This window comes from Enterobacter asburiae (genome assembly GCF_001521715.1).
GTDB lineage: Bacteria > Pseudomonadota > Gammaproteobacteria > Enterobacterales > Enterobacteriaceae > Enterobacter > Enterobacter asburiae.
Map to the genome: position 1 here is coordinate 130,621 of NZ_CP011863.1, position 17,469 is coordinate 148,089.

The 17,469-nt window shown below is 56.4% G+C and carries 20 protein-coding genes and 1 other RNA gene; 11 read left to right on the forward strand and 10 right to left on the reverse strand.

Going from position 1 to position 17,469, the window contains the following annotated elements; all coding sequences use genetic code 11:
• Window positions 1-91: 91 nt before the first annotated feature.
• A complete protein-coding gene (gene tesB, locus ACJ69_RS00620) occupies window positions 92-952 on the reverse strand; it encodes an acyl-CoA thioesterase II (RefSeq protein ID WP_059346258.1) in 861 nt (286 codons plus the stop codon).
• A 200-nt stretch (window positions 953-1,152) separates the two neighbouring features.
• Between tesB and ACJ69_RS00625 the strand changes: the two genes are divergently transcribed.
• On the forward strand, window positions 1,153-1,680 hold the full coding sequence (locus ACJ69_RS00625) for a YbaY family lipoprotein (protein WP_029741632.1): 528 nt from the start codon (window positions 1,153-1,155) through the stop codon (window positions 1,678-1,680).
• Window positions 1,681-1,713: 33 nt separating this feature from the next.
• Here ACJ69_RS00625 and ACJ69_RS00630 read toward each other — a convergent pair whose 3' ends face one another.
• Window positions 1,714-2,025, reverse strand: a complete 312-nt coding sequence (locus ACJ69_RS00630) for an MGMT family protein (protein ID WP_054829745.1) — start codon at window positions 2,023-2,025, stop codon at window positions 1,714-1,716.
• 170 nt (window positions 2,026-2,195) lie between these two features.
• Between ACJ69_RS00630 and ffs the strand changes: the two genes are divergently transcribed.
• The 3 genes from ffs to ACJ69_RS00645 all read left to right on the forward strand — a co-directional run bounded on the left by ffs (window position 2,196) and on the right by ACJ69_RS00645 (window position 3,018).
• Window positions 2,196-2,292: signal recognition particle sRNA small type (gene ffs, locus ACJ69_RS00635), an RNA gene on the forward strand.
• 262 nt (window positions 2,293-2,554) lie between these two features.
• Complete coding sequence (locus ACJ69_RS00640) at window positions 2,555-2,806, forward strand: hypothetical protein (protein ID WP_029741630.1); 252 nt, start codon at window positions 2,555-2,557, stop codon at window positions 2,804-2,806.
• On the forward strand, window positions 2,803-3,018 hold the full coding sequence (locus ACJ69_RS00645; RefSeq protein ID WP_023310588.1) for a hypothetical protein: 216 nt from the start codon (window positions 2,803-2,805) through the stop codon (window positions 3,016-3,018). The genes ACJ69_RS00640 and ACJ69_RS00645 overlap by 4 nt, the downstream gene beginning before the upstream one ends.
• A gap of 81 nt (window positions 3,019-3,099) precedes the next feature.
• Here the strand turns inward: ACJ69_RS00645 and yczR are convergent, their stop codons facing one another.
• Window positions 3,100-4,521, reverse strand: coding sequence for a MocR-like transcription factor YczR (yczR, locus tag ACJ69_RS00650; RefSeq protein ID WP_059346259.1), 1,422 nt, complete (start codon window positions 4,519-4,521; stop codon window positions 3,100-3,102).
• 86 nt (window positions 4,522-4,607) lie between these two features.
• Here yczR and yczE point away from each other — a divergent pair, with 86 nt between their 5' ends.
• The 3 genes from yczE to ACJ69_RS00665 all read left to right on the forward strand — a co-directional run bounded on the left by yczE (window position 4,608) and on the right by ACJ69_RS00665 (window position 9,559).
• Window positions 4,608-5,219 (forward strand): membrane protein YczE, encoded by a 612-nt coding sequence (gene yczE, locus ACJ69_RS00655; RefSeq protein ID WP_029741628.1) that lies wholly within the window; start codon window positions 4,608-4,610, stop codon window positions 5,217-5,219.
• Between the two features lie 77 nt (window positions 5,220-5,296).
• Window positions 5,297-6,367, forward strand: a complete 1,071-nt coding sequence (locus ACJ69_RS00660; RefSeq protein WP_038417619.1) for a LacI family DNA-binding transcriptional regulator — start codon at window positions 5,297-5,299, stop codon at window positions 6,365-6,367.
• A 102-nt stretch (window positions 6,368-6,469) separates the two neighbouring features.
• Window positions 6,470-9,559: a beta-galactosidase gene (locus ACJ69_RS00665; protein WP_059346260.1), complete on the forward strand. Its 3,090-nt coding sequence runs from the start codon at window positions 6,470-6,472 to the stop codon at window positions 9,557-9,559.
• Window positions 9,560-9,598: 39 nt separating this feature from the next.
• Here the strand turns inward: ACJ69_RS00665 and ACJ69_RS00670 are convergent, their stop codons facing one another.
• The gene (locus ACJ69_RS00670; protein WP_054829746.1) at window positions 9,599-10,438 is read right to left on the reverse strand and encodes a nickel/cobalt efflux protein RcnA; all 840 of its coding nucleotides are present in this window, start codon (window positions 10,436-10,438) and stop codon (window positions 9,599-9,601) included.
• A 135-nt stretch (window positions 10,439-10,573) separates the two neighbouring features.
• Here ACJ69_RS00670 and ACJ69_RS00675 point away from each other — a divergent pair, with 135 nt between their 5' ends.
• Window positions 10,574-10,846 (forward strand): metal-sensing transcriptional repressor, encoded by a 273-nt coding sequence (locus ACJ69_RS00675; RefSeq protein WP_029741968.1) that lies wholly within the window; start codon window positions 10,574-10,576, stop codon window positions 10,844-10,846.
• On the opposite strand, the gene ACJ69_RS00680 is transcribed toward ACJ69_RS00675, so the two are convergent.
• Complete coding sequence (locus ACJ69_RS00680; RefSeq protein WP_059346261.1) at window positions 10,839-12,404, reverse strand: EAL domain-containing protein; 1,566 nt, start codon at window positions 12,402-12,404, stop codon at window positions 10,839-10,841. The genes ACJ69_RS00675 and ACJ69_RS00680 overlap by 8 nt on opposite strands.
• Window positions 12,405-12,622: 218 nt before the next feature.
• On the opposite strand from ACJ69_RS00680, the gene ACJ69_RS00685 reads away from it, so the two are divergent.
• Window positions 12,623-12,883 (forward strand): type B 50S ribosomal protein L31, encoded by a 261-nt coding sequence (locus ACJ69_RS00685; protein WP_010428154.1) that lies wholly within the window; start codon window positions 12,623-12,625, stop codon window positions 12,881-12,883.
• A gap of 2 nt (window positions 12,884-12,885) precedes the next feature.
• Window positions 12,886-13,026, forward strand: a complete 141-nt coding sequence (gene ykgO, locus ACJ69_RS00690; RefSeq protein WP_003859006.1) for a type B 50S ribosomal protein L36 — start codon at window positions 12,886-12,888, stop codon at window positions 13,024-13,026.
• Here ykgO and ACJ69_RS00695 read toward each other — a convergent pair.
• Complete coding sequence (locus ACJ69_RS00695; protein ID WP_059346262.1) at window positions 13,023-13,733, reverse strand: GNAT family N-acetyltransferase; 711 nt, start codon at window positions 13,731-13,733, stop codon at window positions 13,023-13,025. The genes ykgO and ACJ69_RS00695 overlap by 4 nt on opposite strands.
• 101 nt (window positions 13,734-13,834) lie before the next feature.
• Here ACJ69_RS00695 and pdxR point away from each other — a divergent pair, with 101 nt between their 5' ends.
• Window positions 13,835-15,295, forward strand: a complete 1,461-nt coding sequence (gene pdxR, locus ACJ69_RS00700) for a MocR-like pyridoxine biosynthesis transcription factor PdxR (RefSeq protein WP_059346263.1) — start codon at window positions 13,835-13,837, stop codon at window positions 15,293-15,295.
• On the opposite strand, the gene ACJ69_RS00705 is transcribed toward pdxR, so the two are convergent.
• The 4 genes from ACJ69_RS00705 to tomB all read right to left on the reverse strand — a co-directional run bounded on the left by ACJ69_RS00705 (window position 15,267) and on the right by tomB (window position 17,229).
• Window positions 15,267-15,734: a YlaC family protein gene (locus ACJ69_RS00705; protein WP_029741965.1), complete on the reverse strand. Its 468-nt coding sequence runs from the start codon at window positions 15,732-15,734 to the stop codon at window positions 15,267-15,269. The genes pdxR and ACJ69_RS00705 overlap by 29 nt on opposite strands.
• A gap of 117 nt (window positions 15,735-15,851) precedes the next feature.
• Window positions 15,852-16,403, reverse strand: a complete 552-nt coding sequence (gene maa / locus ACJ69_RS00710; RefSeq protein WP_023310599.1) for a maltose O-acetyltransferase — start codon at window positions 16,401-16,403, stop codon at window positions 15,852-15,854.
• A gap of 205 nt (window positions 16,404-16,608) precedes the next feature.
• Window positions 16,609-16,827 carry an HHA domain-containing protein gene (locus tag ACJ69_RS00715; protein ID WP_008499287.1) on the reverse strand — a complete coding sequence of 73 codons (219 nt, stop codon included), beginning with the start codon at window positions 16,825-16,827 and terminating at the stop codon, window positions 16,609-16,611.
• A 27-nt stretch (window positions 16,828-16,854) separates the two neighbouring features.
• Window positions 16,855-17,229: an Hha toxicity modulator TomB gene (tomB, locus tag ACJ69_RS00720; RefSeq protein ID WP_008499288.1), complete on the reverse strand. Its 375-nt coding sequence runs from the start codon at window positions 17,227-17,229 to the stop codon at window positions 16,855-16,857.
• Window positions 17,230-17,469: the final 240 nt, after the last annotated feature.

The following is a 17,469-nucleotide window of genomic DNA, read 5'->3' on the forward strand; positions in this document are numbered from 1 at the left end:
CAGCAAAACGGCAACTTCGGTTGCCGTTTTTAATGTGTATTCCCTCTCCCGGAGGGAGAGGGGCAGGGTGAGGGCATCAGGCCGTACACAATCACCCGCGATTACGCATTACCCCTTCCTGCACCGTAGAAGCGACCAGCACGCCGTCCTGAGTATAAAACTCCCCGCGCACAAACCCGCGCGCGCTTGACGCTGACGTACTCTCCACGCTGTAAAGCAGCCACTCATTCATGTTGAACGGACGGTGGAACCACATGGAGTGATCGATCGTCGCGACCTGCATCCCTTTTTCAAGGAACCCGACGCCGTGCGGCTGCAGCGCCACCGGCAGGAAGTTGAAATCTGACGCATACCCCAGCAGGTACTGATGCACGCGGAAATCTTCCGGCACGGTCCCGTTAGCCCGGATCCAGACCTGGCGCTTCGGTTCGGCGGGGTGGCCTTTCATCGGGTTGTGGAACTCAACCGGGCGGATCTCCAGCGGCTTATCGCAGAGAAACTTCTCTTTGACCTGCGGCGGAAGCAGATGCGCCAGCGCGCGAGCGATATCGGTCTCTGATTTTAGATCGTCTGGCGCGGGTGCTGACGGCATCACTTTTTGATGCTCGTAGCCCGGTTCCGGCGCCTGGAAAGAGGCGGTCATGTAAAAGATCGGCTTGCCGCTCTGAATGGCCGCAACGCGGCGAGCGCTGAAGCTGTTGCCGTCTCTCAGGACTTCCACGTCATACACAATCGGTTTTGCGCTATCGCCAGGGCGTAAGAAATAGCTGTGGAATGAATGCACCAGACGGTCTGCCGGGACAGTCTCCTTTGCTGCGTACAGTGCCTGTCCGACGACTTGCCCCCCGAAAACCTGACGTAAGCCGAGATCTTCGCTCTGTCCGCGAAAGAGTCCTTCCTCAATTTTTTCCAGATTTAGTAACGTCAGCAGATTGTTCAGTGCCTGACTCATAGTTGTCCTCAATAAACGCCGTAGCGAAAGATAGGCAGAGTATAACGCAGAAATGAAAGTGGTCCGATGGGTAGAATAATCTGAATATCGGCACGTTTTCAGGCATAAATCGGTGATCTGTGCCACACTTGGATACGTTATGTGATTGAAACGACATCGGATGGGATCGATCCCGCTGGTGCATTGATAAGGAGACTTCAATGAAACTCGTGCCCATGCTAAGTGGTGTAGCTATTGCGGTGGCGTTGTCCGCCTGTGCCGGTAAGAGTGCCCAGGTGCCGGTACCAGCAGCAGACCCGAACGGGATTAATACCCTTTCGCAGCAATCCATTCAGCAGCCTAATGTTTCCGGTACCATCTGGATTAAACAGAAAGTTGCGCTGCCGCCGGATGCGGTATTAACAGTAACGCTGTCTGATGCTTCTCTGGCTGACGCGCCGTCGAAAGTCGTGGCTCAGCGCGCCGTTCGTACTGAAGGCAAGCAGGCGCCGTTTAGCTTCGTATTGCCGTATAACCCGTCGGACGTGCAGCCTAACGCCCGTATCCTGCTGAGCGCAGCGGTAACCATCAACGGCAAGCTGGTCTTTATCACCGATACGGTCCAGGAAGCGATCAACAACGGCGGGACCAAAGTCGACCTGAACCTGGTGCCGGTACAGCAGACCGAAGTGCCGGTCGCACCGCAAACCAATCAGCCGTCCCTGCCAACCCCGCCGACTCAGATGTAATTTCTGCATTTCCCCTCTCCTCCGGGAGAGGGGTCAATACACCCAGAGAAATTTCTGCAAATCGATCTGACCCGATCCTGACACCTGCACACCCTCTGAAAGTAACGCCTGACGCTGACGCTGGAGATCCGGCCCGGTGAGCGAAATGGCGCCATGACGATTCACCACCCGATGCCAGGGCAGCGTACTGCCTTCCGGCAGCCGTTTCAGGACGCCGCCAACCTGTCGCGCCGCGCGCGGGGAACCGGCCAGACGCGCGACATCACCATAGGTGGTGACGTAGCCTTCCGGGATTGAGGCCACGATTTGCCATACGCGCTGTGGAAAGGAGTCGTGTTCGTCCATACCTTTACCTGTGGAGAGTGTTTGGAAAGCTATGGTAAACGAAGATCTTCTTGATTGCTGCGCCTCATTGCGCAAGAAACCAGCATCCGGTTGCTGGTCGCTTGCAATTGGGCTTTAGCACAGGGATAATGCGCCAGCGCGTTGGTTATCAACGCTCTCAATGGGGGCTCTGTTGGTTCTCCCGCAACGCTACTCTGTTCACCAGGTCAGGTCCGGAAGGAAGCAGCCAGGGCAGACGACGTGTGTGCCGGGATGTAGCTGGCAGGGCCCCCACCCATTTCTGGCCCTCATAAAATCTCCCTGCTTCACCTCTCCACTTAAACCGCTATCCCACAATAAAATTACGCCTATATCGTGTAATATATATTTCATTGCATTGAAATATTATTGTCATAAACCTGTAATAATAGACTGTCATTTTATAATTGGACGGTTATTTTCTTCCATAACTCGAAAAAATATATATCTGGATAACATTGTTAACTTCGTGTATTAAATAAAGTACTTGTTCCGAAGGGAAGTGACAAACATGGCTACAGCTGTATTAAACGTTAAGATTGATGACGCGCTAAAAGAAAGGCTTCGCCATTATGCAGAAGTCAATAACGAGAATTTAAGCGTGACGACAGAGAAACTGCTGCTGCTGGCATTCGAAGCAGTAGAAGAGGCGGGAGTATCGGAAGAGGATATTGATAATCAGCATACGGAAGAAGAGAGTGTTTCTCCATTTACTCCTAAAGAAATCAAGGCTCTACGTAAAATTCTGAAGAAGAGAAAATGAAACAACAACTGTCAACCGCCAGTGACTACAACGAGGCCTGCGATCTGTTGCGTTCAGGCTACGTGAAGCATGTACGTCTTGGCTGGAATGTTGGAAGCGATGAGTTCTTTCGAATTGCGTCTGACTGGTGTGATACCGGTGCAAAAATTAAGAAAGACGGTGATAACTTCGTTATTTCACTAAAAGGCTTTCCTATTCCTCCTCAGCATTAAACCCTGACCAGTGAAAACTGCTGACTGCATATGTTACAGTCAGCAGTTTTTATTTTATGATCTGCTTCAAATATTTTAATATTAGATCACGCTGCGTTTTAACGATGGCACGTTTTTATTCAGGGCGAGCCATAACGGTTTGATCCTCAGCAACGCCTGCTCAAGCTCTGTCGATTCCAGCGAGAAGGGCATACGTAAATAGCGGTCAAACGCCCCTGATAAACCAAATCGCGTCCCGGTTCCCAGGTTAATCCCGATTATTTCTGCCCGCGCTGCAAGCTGTGTCGCCAGCATGCCCGGAAGCTCTATCCAGTAAGAGAGCCCGCCTTCCGCCTCGTGGAATTTCCACTCCGGGAAATGTTCGCGCAGCAGGTCACCGCATCGATCGCGCCGTTCCGCAAGCATCTTCCGGCGTGCGGGCAGAAACGTCTCGCTGTTGTTAATGAGCCACTGCATTGCCAGCTGTTCGAGCAGCGGCGAGCCTAAATCCAGGGTATCCCGCGTCTGGGCAAGCGTGGCGATGATGCGCGATGAGGCGCGGATCCAGCCGAGACGCAGCCCGCCCCAGAAGCTTTTTCCGGCTGAGCCTAAGGTGATGACGGTGGCCTGCGGGTTAAAGGCGGCCAGCGGCGGCGGGGGAGGCGCATCAAACCAGAGATCCACCATTGTTTCATCTACCACCAGCGCCGTGCGGGTTTGGGCTGCGATATCCGTGATGGCCTGACGGGTGGCGATATCCATACAGCGCCCGGTCGGATTATGAAAATCTGGCATCAGGTAGGCCAGGCGCGGCGCCGTCTGGGCAAGCGTTGCCGCGAAGCCATCCGTATCCCAGCCGGTTTCCGGCAGCGACACCCCGACTGGCCGACACTGCGCCCCCTGAATGGCGGCAATCGCCAGCGGATAGGTGGGGTGATCGACCACGACGCGGTCCCCCGGCCCGGTCATCATCCGCAGCACCAGCGCTAAGCCGCTGACGGCGCCATTGACCACCATCACTTCGTCTGCGCGGGTGGGAAGACCCCGCGCGGTATAGCGCGCAGCGATGGCCTCCCGCAGCGTCGGCAGCCCAAGCTGATCGTAGCCCGTCAGCGAGAGATGCGGAGTAATGGCCGTGAGCGCATGGGCATAAGCCTGATGGATCTCCGGCCCGGCATTCAGGGCGGCAGTGGAGAGATCCAGTGCGGCGCTCGCCGCGGAAAGGGTCGGAACGGCGCGCGTGTCAGGGAGAATGACCCGCGACCCGCTGCCGTGGCGGCTTTCAAGGTACCCTTCTTCACGCAGGTGGGCGAGCGCGCTGCTGACGGTGGTTCGGCTCACGTCCAGCGCCGTGGCCAGCTCACGCTCGCCCGGCAGCCGGGTATTCAGTGCCAGACGTCCATCAAGGATTAACAGACGCAGCGCGTCGGCCAGCTGTCGCCAGAGCGGGGTGCGGGATGAGGCTTGCTGCCAGTGGCCTAAAAGGCGTACCAGAGACTGGCTTCCGAAGCGACGTGATGACATATGCAGTCCACTATTTGAAAACTGGACATTAATCATAGTGCCATTTTAGGTCAGGATGAAAGCCTGGTTCACTGGAGAAGATAAAAATGGTACGTCGTCTGCTACAACTCTATGTCGGTTTAGGACTGTATGGTCTTTCCACCGCGATGTTTATTCGTTCCGATTTGGGTGTCGATCCCTGGGATGTATTTCACCTTGGGGTGGGGATGCAGCTGGGGATGACTATCGGGACGGTGATCATTTTAGTCGGCGCTGCGGTACTGCTGCTGTGGATCCCGCTGCGCCAGATGCCGGGCCTTGGCACGATCAGCAACGTGATTTGTATCGGTCTGGCGGCGGACGCCAGCATGGCGCTTATCCCGGAACTGGATTCGCTAGCTGTTCGAATCGCTTTCCTGGTGTCGGGCATCGTGATGAACGCGATTGCGACAAGCATGTACATCGGAGCCGGTTTCGGGCCAGGCCCGCGCGACGGTCTGATGACCGGCATTCACGCCCGGCTGGGGTGGTCCATTCGCAGCGTGCGTACCTCAATTGAGGTGTCCGTTCTGCTGATTGGGTGCGTGCTTGGCGGCACGTTTGGGGTGGGAACCGTACTGTATGCTCTGACCATTGGCCCGCTTATCCAGCTCTGTCTGCCCTGGTTTCGCCAGAAGCCACGCATTGCCGAAATACCGCAGCCGGAGCGGGTTGTTTAATTTTGCGAAGCGCTCACATGTTTTAACGGCGTCGCTGTGCCAGAATAGACGCTTCGAAAATCGCGATGCCAGAAAGCATGAAAGCAATCACTCTCTATGATGTCGCCCTCCTTGCGGGGGTTTCTTATCAGACCGTTTCCCGCGTCATTAACGACGCGGAACATGTGTCTGCCCGCACGCGAGAAAAGGTGCAGCAGGCGATGGCGGAGCTGCACTACGTTCCTAACCTTCGGGCGCAGCAGCTGGCGGGAAAACGCACCCGTACGCTGGGCCTCATCACCACCGACCTGGCCCTGCACGCGCCTTCGCAAATTGTGTCGGCGGTCAAATCGCGTGCGGCGGAACAGGGGGCGAGCGTCCTGATTTCCATGGTGGAGCAACCCCAGCAGTGTCAGGCCGCGCTTCAGACGCTGCTGGCACAGCGGGTGGACGCGCTGCTGGTGAATGTGCCGCTTGACGATCCGCTCGCCGAAGAGCTCGGGGCGCTGGCGTCACCCGTCCCGGTGCTGTTCCTCGATGTGGCGCCCTCAGCGCGGGTAAACAGCCTCGTGTTTAACGCGGAGCAGGGGGCGCGTCTGGGCGTTGAGCATCTGCTTTCACTGGAGCATCGGAATATTGCCCTGTTGAGCGGGCCGGAGAGCTCGGTCTCTGCACGGGCGCGCCTGGCAGGCTGGAAAGCGACGCTGGCGCAGGCGGGTCTTAACGCGGCGGCTGTGGCCTACGGTGACTGGAGCGCGGCCAGCGGTTACGAGAAGGGACACGTGCTGCTGTCGGGTGCGGTATTACCGGACGCGATTCTGGTGGCGAACGATCAGATGGCGCTCGGGGTGATGCGCGCCTGCGCGGAAAAAGGGATTGCGATCCCTGGTCAGCTTTCGGTAGTCGGGTTTGACGATACGGCCGACAGCGCCTGGTTTTCCCCGCCGCTGACGACCATTCGTCAGGCGTTTCGCGAGGCGGGCGAACGCAGCGTGGAGTGGCTGCTGGCGTCTTCCGGGGGCGAAGCGTGCCGGCAGGTTCAGCTGCCGGTGACGCTGGTTACTCGTCATTCCAGCGCGCGGCGCAACCCTAAGCAGGCCGAACGCGAGGATCTGGCGCAGCAGCTCAGAAGTCTGGCACTCCTTGCCGAGCAGATTGCCCGCAAATAAAACTTTGTGATCGGACTCGCTACCCCGCGATTGAACGCTTTACCGTTGCCGGGTGCCAGGGCATGTTAACCAAAATTGTGAGCGCTTCGCAAAGAGGTTACTATGTCCACCACTTCACCGCTGACCCTCAGCGCCATTCTGGCCCGTCGGGACTGGGAAAATCCGGGCGTCACCCAGTGGAACCGCCTGGCCTCACACGCGCCGTTGCACAGCTGGCGCAATGAGTCCTCGGCAAGAGAGGACGCCGGATCCGCCAGCAGGAACGTTCTCAACGGGCTATGGCGGTTTAGCTACTTTACCGCGCCGGAGCGGGTTCCTCAGGCATGGGTAACCGAAGATTGCGCGGATGCCGTTGCGATGCCCGTGCCGTCTAACTGGCAGATGCAGGGTTTCGACACGCCGATCTATACCAATGTCACCTATCCTATCCCCGTTAACCCGCCTTTCGTGCCGCAGGAAAACCCGACCGGTTGTTACTCGCTCACATTTGAGGTGGATGACGCCTGGCTTCAGAGCGGCCAGACCCGCATCATCTTCGACGGCGTGAACTCGGCGTTCCATCTCTGGTGCAACGGTCAGTGGATGGGCTATTCCCAGGACAGCCGGTTGCCCGCCGAATTTGACCTCTCAGGGGCATTACGCCCCGGGCAGAACCGCCTTGCGGTCATGGTATTGCGCTGGTGCGACGGCAGCTATCTGGAAGATCAGGACATGTGGCGCATGAGCGGCATCTTCCGCGATGTGACCTTGCTGCATAAACCCGAGACGCAGATTGCCGATTATCACGTCGTGACGGATCTGAATGCGGAGCTGGACCGCGCGTTGCTGAAGGTTGATGTCACGCTGGCAGGCGCTGGCTTTGCGGACTGCGAGGTGGCCTTTACCCTGTGGCGCAATGGGGAAAAATGCGCCAGCGTCTCCCGGCGTCCAGGATCTGCCATCGTCGACGAGCGCGGCAGCTGGGCAGAGCGCTTAACGGCGGCGCTCCCCGTTGACCAGCCCGCGCTCTGGAGCGCTGAAACGCCGGAGCTGTATCGCCTGACGATTGCGCTTCTTAACCCGCAGGGTGAGGTGCTGGAGGTTGAGGCGTGCGACGTGGGCTTCCGCCGCGTTGACATCAGCAATGGGCTGCTGAAGCTCAACGGTAAACCGCTGCTGATCCGCGGGGTTAACCGGCACGAGCATCACCCGGAAAACGGGCAGGTGATGGACGAAGCGACCATGCGCCGCGATATCGAAATCATGAAGCAGCACAACTTCAACGCCGTGCGCTGCTCGCACTACCCTAACCATCCGCTGTGGTATCGGCTTTGCGACCGATACGGGCTGTACGTCGTTGATGAAGCCAATATCGAAACGCACGGCATGGTGCCGATGAGCCGCCTTGCTGACGATCCGCGCTGGCTGCCCGCCATGAGCGAGCGCGTGACCCGCATGGTGCAGCGCGATCGTAATCACCCATCGATTATCATCTGGTCGCTGGGCAATGAGTCGGGCCACGGCGCGAATCACGATGCGCTGTACCGCTGGCTGAAAACCACCGATCCTACGCGTCCGGTGCAGTATGAAGGCGGCGGCGCGAACACGGCGGCGACCGATATTGTCTGTCCGATGTACGCCCGGGTCGATCGGGATCAGCCCTTCCCGGCGGTGCCTAAATGGTCAATCAAGAAATGGATCGGCATGCCGGACGAAACGCGCCCGCTGATCCTCTGCGAATACGCTCACGCGATGGGAAATAGCTTCGGCGGGTTTGCGAAATACTGGGAAGCGTTTCGCAGCCATCCTCGCCTGCAGGGCGGGTTTGTCTGGGACTGGGTCGATCAGGCCCTGACGAAACGGGACAACGATGGCAATACGTTCTGGGCCTACGGCGGAGATTTTGGCGATAAGCCGAACGATCGGCAGTTTTGTCTTAACGGGCTGGTGTTCCCCGATCGCACGCCGCACCCGGCGCTGTACGAGGCGCAGCGCGCCCAGCAGTTCTTTACCTTTACGCGGGTCAGCACCTCTCCGCTGGTGATTGAGGTGCAAAGCGGCTACCTGTTCCGCCACACCGATAACGAAGTGCTGAACTGGACGGTTGCCCGGGACGGGGAAGTGCTGGCCGCGGGCGAGGTGACGCTGGCGATGGCGCCTGAAGGCAACCAGCGTCTGGAGATTGACCTGCCGGCGCTGAAAGCCGGGCCGGGTGAGGTCTGGCTGAACGTTGAGGTACGCCAGCCGCGGGCAACGCCGTGGTCTCCGGCTGACCATCGCTGCGCGTGGGAGCAGTGGCCGCTTCCGGCTCCCCTCTTTATTGCTCCGCCAGCCCCGGCGGGCGAGCCGCCGGTGTTAACGCAAAGCGATCTCCACCTGGAGATCGTCCATCGTCAACAGCGCTGGCAGTTCGATCGCGCAACCGGAAACCTGTCCCAATGGTGGCGAAACGGCGTTGAAACGCTCCTTTCACCTCTGACGGATAACGTCAGCCGCGCGCCGCTGGATAACGACATTGGCGTGAGTGAAGCGACGCAGATCGATCCGAACGCCTGGGTTGAACGCTGGAAAGCGGCGGGCATGTACGATCTCACCTCGCGCGTTCTGCACTGTGAGGCACAGCAGCACGCAGGCGACGTGGTGGTCACAACCCAGCACGTGCTTGAGTATCGCGGCAAAGCCCTGTTCATGAGCCGTAAAGTCTGGCGGGTGGACGATATGGGCGTTCTGCATGGTGACATTCAGATTGATGTTGCGTCTGATATCCCTGAGCCCGCGCGCCTTGGCCTGAGGGTTCATCTCGCCGAAACGCCGGAAAACGTTCACTGGCTGGGTCTGGGGCCGCATGAAAACTACCCGGACAGAAAGCTGGCGGCGCAGCAGGGGCGCTGGACGTTACCTCTCGAGGCCATGCACACGCCGTATATCTTCCCGACGGAAAATGGTTTGCGCTGCGATACCCGGGAACTTGTGGTGGGAACGCATCAGCTGAACGGCCGTTTCCATTTCTCGGTGAGCCGCTATAGCCAGCAGCAGCTGCGTGAGACCACCCATCATCACCTGCTGCGGGAAGAGCCGGGATGCTGGCTCAACCTCGATGCGTTCCATATGGGCGTGGGTGGCGACGACTCCTGGAGCCCCAGCGTCTCGCCGGAGTTCATCCTGCAGACACGTCAGCTTCGCTATACCTTCAGCTGGCAGCAGAACCCTTAGCTGACCATGAAGATGCGGCCACAGAGCGTGGCCGCAGTCTTACGCCAGAATGCCGCTCAGGCCATGCAGGCTCATGTAAATCCCTACTACGGTAATCAGCGCAGCGGAGATCCACGGCGCTTTACGGGATAATTCGCTAAACCCGGGCCAGCGTTTGGTCGCGTGCCTGAGGCTTAAGGCGGCAATCGCGCCGGAAGCGACCAGCGTTAACGCCAGACCAATACTGAAGCTGAACACCAGCATCGCGCCGAGGGCGAAATGCTTCAGCTGCAGGCAGATCAGCAGCACGGTGATGGACGCCGGACAGGGGATAAGCCCGCCGGTCAGGCCAAACATTACGATCTGTCCGGTGGTGACATTTTGACCGCTGAAGCGCCGGTTAATATCCTGCGCGTGAGCGCGCTGGTGGGCGTCCTGCCACTCTTCTTCAACCAGCGAGTGTTCGTGGTGATGATGATCATGATGGTGGTCATGGTCATGGTCATGGTCATGGTGGTCGTGGTGGTGATCATGGTCGTGATGATGATGATCGTGCGGCTGGCTCTCTTTCCAGGTTCGCCACGCCATCCACAGGGCGATCGCAACGATCAGCACCCCGGAGATCAGCTGGAACCAGGGTTCGGACGTGTGTGCATCCCAGCCCCGACCAAACCATAATCCCGCCATCGCAACGAGCCAGACCACCGCCGTATGGGAGAGCGTGGCCGCCAGGCCGAGCAGCACCGCCTGTTTCAGCGTGCCGCGGATGGCCACAATAAAGGCGGCCATCATTGTTTTTGAATGGCCCGGCTCCAGGCCATGTAGCGCACCGAGCAGGATAGCGCTGGGAACAAACAGCCAGGCATTGCCCTGCTGAAGGAGTGAAGCAAAATCGGTCATTGGAAATTCCGGAGTGGAAAGCGTGCGGAGATACTACTCCCCCCCAGTAGCTCGATACTACCCCCCCAGTAGAAAAATACTCAGGGGGAGTAGAGCGTGATATGCTTTAAAAGCCAAAAAATAAGGGATACAGAGATGTCACATACCGTTCGCGACAAGAAGATGTTACTGACTCGCCTGAAGAAAATTCAGGGGCAGAGCACCGCGCTGGAAAAAATGCTCAACAGCGATCACGAATGCGCCGAAGTGTTACAGCAGCTGGCGGCGATCCGTGGAGCGGTCAATGGCATGATGATGCAGGTGATCGAAGGGCATTTAACCGATCATGTGGTGAAAGAGCCTGAAGAAGCGCAGCGTGAAGCCGATCTTGACGTGGTGTTGCGGGTGATGAAATCCTATCTTAAGTAGCGTGCGTGCCGAGGTTATTTTCTGCCCAAAGAATAAATTCCGTCTTTGGCAGCGCTTTACTGTAAAACCATCCCTGACCGTACTGCACGCCGTGGCGGTGCAGCCAGGCGAGTTGCCCTGCGGTTTCGACGCCCTCCGCTACCATCGCCAGCTTCAGCGACTTGGCTATTTCAATGATGTGCGGCGTCACGTTTGGATACTCCAGCGCATCCACGAACGATTTATCAATTTTTAGCGTGTCGACATCCAGATCCTGCAGATAGCTCAGGCTGGAATAGCCCGTGCCAAAATCATCAATATAGACAGGGTGGCCCGAACGACGGAATGCGGCGATAGCCGGTGCGCTAATTTTGGGATCGGCAAAGCCCCGCTCGGTGAGCTCAAGGGCGATTTGTCGGGGATGGATTTGCCACTTATTCAGGAGCTGACTCAGCAGAGGCGGCAGGATGCCGGAGGTTAAATCGGCAGGCGCGAGGTTGATGGAGATATGCTGATCCGGATAGCGTTGCAGCCAGTGGCCCATATCTTCAAACACCTTTTCGATGACGAGCTGAGTCAGCTGCGAGATGAGCCCCGTTTGCTCGGCAAGGGGGACAAAAATATCCGGCGAGAGGCAGCTTCCGTCCGGCTGGGGCCAGCGCGTCAGCGCCTCGGCGCCCACAATTTTTCCGCTACAGAGCGCCACGATGGGCTGATAGTGGACTACAAAATCCCGGCTGTTAATGGCGTCAAGCAGGCGATTGCGCGGCGACTGGATACGCCGCAGGATCCGCAGGACAAACAGTGCGGCGAGCAGGCTTATCAACATGCCGAACGGTAACCAGAAAAGAAGCTGCCGGTGCCAGGTTTCAGCGAGCGGTTTGAGCGTTGCCCATGCGACGACGGTAAATCCAAGCTCAGGTACAGACTTCATGACGTACATTGAACCGTTGTACTGCACGCTTTTCACACCCCGCTCCTGAACCATGTCGCGGATGTGAGAGTCGAGCTTGCTGCTGCTGGCGAATATGCGGTGCGTTGCGCTTCCTACCAGGGCGGCATCAATCGCTATCTCGCCGAAAGGGATCACGTCCACCAGCGAGGCAGGATCGATCATGACAAGGTAGTGGCCTTTTCCCAGCACCGTCATGTAGCGGTTAAACCCAAGATCGTTTTGCGTGGTCAGCCACGCGCTGTAACCATCTTCGGTAATGCGCATCGGAGGAGGGAAAGGGGACGCATGACTGGTTTGCTCCAGGGAGGAGCAGAGCGGTCGAAGGTTGTCGATATAAATCACTTCCTGGACATATCGCCACGAGAAAGCGACCCGGCGCATTTCCCTCAATTGCAAGGGGCTACACGGCACTCCCTCAAAGGCCTGCAGGTGATCGAGCGCTTCTTTTGCCTGATCCACAACCCTGTCGGTGCGTACCAGCACGCGGGAGGCATAGTTATCCAGCGCATCGGCAAATTTATCTTCCGCCTGGCGGTGGGCCAGCCAGATGCTCAGGCAAATGGGGACCAGCACAGAAAAGATAAGTACGCCAGTCACCAGACTGACCAGATGTCGGGTTTTCATGCTGTCGTGTCCTTCCTCGTATACCCGTTCCTGGGCATTGAGTTCCCTGCCTGAAGAGAAAGATTTTACCGCGAAATGATATAGTTATAGCACGTGGTTGGCATGGTTTTCATTTTATCTCAGGCGACCAGAAAATATCGTCAGAAGAGAGGGGTTGTTTTTTCAACCTCGCCTGGATATTATTTTGTTATGTTATAACAAAACATAAAGGATTTACGATGAAACCCGATATCCACCCAGCCTATCGTACCGTGGTATTCCACGACACCAGCGCTAATGAATACTTTAAAGTCGGCTCAACCATTAAAACCGACCGCGAAATTGAACTCGACGGTGAGACATATCCTTACATCACCATCGAGGTTTCTTCAAAATCGCACCCGTTTTATACCGGTAAGCAAAAAACGTTCTCTACGGACGGCAGCGCAGCACGCTTCCGCAAGCGTTTTGGCGGTTTTCTCAATGCGAAGCGGGGCTAACCATGCAGGTACTTAACTCATTACGCAGTGCAAAGCAGCGCCACCCGGATTGCCAGATAGTCAAACGCAAGGGACGCTTATACGTGATTTGCAAATCTAATCCGCGCTTTAAGGCGGTTCAGGGACGTAAAAAAAGACGCTAAACGCGCGTTTCTCGCCAGCTTTCCAGGGATCTTTTCTGTTTGCCATCGGCAGTAAAATTGTCGGTGGCAAGCCAGCTTTCAAAGGCGTTAGCCAGCGCCGGCCACTCTTTATCGAGAATCGAAAACCAGTCGGTATCCCGGTTACGGCCTTTTATGACCAGCGCCTGACGAAAGTGCCCCTCAAACTGAAAGCCCAGACGCAGCGCCGCTTTGCGGGAAGGCTCGTTCAGGCTATTGCACTTCCATTCATAACGCCGGTACCCCAGGGTATCGAACACGTACCGCATCAGCAGATACTGCGCTTCTGTCGACCCTGGCGTGCGGCTTAACAGAGGAGAGAAGTGAACGTGCCCCACTTCCACGACGCCGTTTTTAGGATCGATCCGCATCAGGGACAGCGTCCCGACGGGGGACTGGGTCCGGTTATCCATAACGGTAAAGTGGATGGGATCGGATAACTCACTCACGCTCGCCACCCAGTCGGCAAACTCCTCTGCGGTGGCATCGGGTTCACGCAGCAGCCACGTCCAGCTGCGGGTATCTTCGGCCAGGGAATAGGCGGAGAACAACGCATGGGCATGCTCCACGCGCAGCGGCTCAAGCCGACAATAGTGACCCTGAAGGACCACTCGGGACGGGTGCTGACGAGGCTGCCAGTCGATAAGGGCTTCACCTACGGGCTGCCCAAACGCATTGAATGTATTCATCTTTATTTCCGTGACGTTGAAAAGATCTCCAGATTAGTGAATTGCTGGTTCCTTAAAAAGAACCACCAAGCTATGTTTTTCTGGTACCACAAGGAGGGAAGATGAATATACCGGGTGATGAGCTTTACGCTTTGCTCCATGCTGCGCTGAAAAAGCGTGGGCAAGAGACGCTCCAGCGCGCGCTCTATCTCGCTTTGCGGGAGGCCATTCTGGGCGGAAGGCTTCGGTCCGGCAGCCAGCTGCCCGGTTCGCGAACGCTGGCGCAGCAGATCTCGGTTTCCCGAAACACCGTCAATGCGGCGCTGGACCAGCTCACGCTCGAAGGCTATTTGCTGCGTAACCGTCAGGGTACGCGGGTGGGGCAATTCGCTCATCGTACGATTACCCGGGCATTGCCGGATCCTGACGTCAGGCTGACAAAACGGGTCGCCCTGCTGCCCGCGCCTGTGCAGCGCGACACCCCGGTGATGGCGTTTACGCCGGGAACGCCTGCCATTAACTATTTCCCCTTGCCGCTGTGGCGGCGATTGTACGATCGCGTCCTGCGCGAGGAGGGGAGTGCCCTGTTAGGCTATGGCGACCCGGCCGGCGAGCCGTCGCTGCGGGCCGCGATTGCCCGGCATCTCGCCCTGTCCCGCGGTATCGACTGCGACGCCAGCCAGATAGTGATAACCGAAGGAGCGCTTGAGGGCGTCAATCTCTGCACGATGCTGTTAAGCGAGCCTGGCGATGTCGTCTGGGTAGAAAACCCCGGCTATAGCGGGGCAAAGAGTGCGTTTGTTAAAACCGGCCTGGCAATGACGGGAATACCGGTAGATGACGAGGGAATGTGCTGGGAAGGGCTGGATGCGCCCGCTCCTTCACTGATTTTTACCTCACCTTCGCATCAGTTCCCTTACGGGAGCGTGCTCAGCGCGCGGCGGCGGCTGGCGCTGCTGGAGCTGGCCCGGCAGCACAACGCGTGGATCATTGAAGACGATTACGACAGCGAGTTCCGCTATGCCGGTGAGCCCGTACCGGCGATGCTGGGAATGGTCAACAATGCCCCTGTTGTGTATCTGGGGACGTTCAGTAAAACGCTGTTTCCATCGCTCAGAATGGGGTTCATGGTGTTACCGCCAGCTCTGGCGAAAGCGGCTCGCCCGGCCATCGGCTCGCTGTTGCGCGGAGGGCATCGTGCGGAGCAGCGTACCCTGGCGCTGTTTATTGAAGAAGGTCATTACGCCCGTCATCTTGCCGCCATGCGTCGGCTCTACCGTAAGCGCTACCGCCAGCTGCGGGAGGTGCTGGGCGCAGAGCTGCATTCTCCGCACCGCATTCTGGCAGGCGAAGGGGGAATGCATCTGGCGCTGGCGATAGACGGTATTGACGACCAGAGGCTGGTGGAGCAGGCGAGGGCGTTTCAGCTGGCACCCGCTGCGCTGAGCGGGTACTACCTGGAGGCGAAGCAGGGGCAAACCGGTCTGGTTTTAGGTTACGGCAATACCTCTGCTTCTCAGTTTGCGCCGGGGATCCGACGTCTGCAGACGTTAATTACGCAGCAGCAGGGCGGGAAAGGGTAAAGACATCATAGAAAGAGAGCTGACCTTTGGTGGAGACCATTTTCTGCAGCTTCTCTTTTTGCCCGGCTTCAACCGCCGGAGAGTGCATAATGTTTTCGATCAGCTCTTCTGGCACGTAACGCGTGTTGTACCATTCGCCGTTGTAGCAGACCCGGAAATCGAGCACGTCGATATCTTCGTAACGGTAGCGCGGATTCACGTCGAAAAAGAAAAAGGCGTTAAAGACGACAAACAGTACAACCAGCAGCCAGACGGAGTCCACCAGCGTTTCGGATGTCAGCATCACAACAAGCGTCGCCAGCCAGGCGGCATACATGGCGACAAACAGTCCAGGATGTTTGCGAATAAAGCTAATGCTAAAGCGCGGGCGATTGTCGCGCTTTTCGCGGAGGTTGAGATCGTCGATGGTGGCGGTAAGCAGGCGCTGTATCTCGGTCATTATTTGCCTTCATGAGAGTTGACAATACAGGGTGTCTGCCAATTTTAGGGGAGCCATCAGGCTGAAAAAAGTAACAGTCTGGCCCTAAAAGACCATAACAGTTGGCTCCCCGTAACCTCACAGCGTTTTGATGATTTTTGCCGGGTTGCCGCCAACGACGACGTTAGCCGGGACGTCTTTCGTCACGACGGCGCCGGAGGCCACCACCACATTATCACCAATGGTGACGCCGGGGTTAATGACCGCCCGGCCACCAATCCAGACGTTATTGCCAATATTGACGGGTTTTCCAAACTCCACGCCGCTGTTTCGTTCCTCCGCATCCAGGGGATGGGTAGCCGTATAAATATGAACACCCGGCGCGAGCATGCAGTTATCGCCAATATGGACAGGGCAGACATCCAGCATCACGCAGTCGAAGTTAGCGTAAAAGTTTTTGCCCAGATAAATGTTATATCCATAGTCGCAGCGGAAGCTCGGCTCTATATAAGCGCCTGCGCTTTGTCCAAGAAGTTCAGCCAGAATGTTCTGTCGTTCTGTTTTTTCATCAGGCGCGGTGTGGTTATAGCGGTAAACCAGATGGCGGGCCCGCAGTCGGTCAGCCCGTAACGTCTCATCGCCGGGGCGGTAATGTTCACCGGCAATCATTTTCTGTTTTTCTAAGCTCATTGGAAACCTCTCTGGATGTGATTACCGAAGGGTAATCGGAACAGGCCAGAAGGGGAACGTTCCCGAAAAGCCGATGTGACTGGCGTCACAACATTGCTGCTGATGAACACGTTTTACACGGAGACCTGGCTTACGCACAGGGAGCATAACGGGATAGGTAAATACTCAGAACGAGGCGTAGAACTCTACAGACACCCTTCAAAGATTAACGGACAAATTTCCACACAGAAGTAGGGATTTTGTCATACAGTTTATTCATTGTCAGTTCAGCAAGACGATGGTCAGCGGCTGAATAAAATACCGCCAGTTCATTATCAGAAAGCTCATATTTATTCTTTTCAATGACGCGCTCAAGCGTGTCAATTGACTGACAACGTCGTAAGCGCATCAAATAATCGATTTTTGTGAGTGGTTTATCAGACATAAATTCACCTTAGTAATTGTAATAATTTTAACAGGAAAGACTCACCGGGTTAGCTCTGCTCACGTTGACGAAACAGCGGAATAGCCGATTTCCCGATTTACGCCATTTTTGCAAATCCTGAGCGTTAATGCCGTAACTGCTGAACAACATAAAGGTGTCGTCCAGGTATTCATCAATTTGCTCAATGAGCTTATTATCTTCATTGTACTTAATTTTATAATTAAGTGCGAAGGTTGCGATATGCTCTATCAGCTCATTCAACTGTAAATTGATGGCAGACGTTGGGTCGTTTACCCAGCCATGGTTACTTTCATCAAGATTGGCAAGGCAGTCATGGTACAAGGATTCGCAGAGAAATTTCAACTGCGCGATATCATGCCTTTTTGGCGAGTACTCGTCCATAGCGCATCCCCTTCTGAGTGATTTCTTACTCACCGAACATCATTGTCGGGATGGATACAACTGACTTAGCTACATGAGTGCTGTGTTCCTGATAACCTAACTATAAGCCACTCCTTCCTGGATTTCACCGCGCTATTACGAAAAATTACAAATAAAACCGCAGGCTGGGAGCGTGCAAGCAAATGGTCATCCTGGACTCAACGTTTTTATCCAAATTAACGATGGGGTTTTATCGCTTCC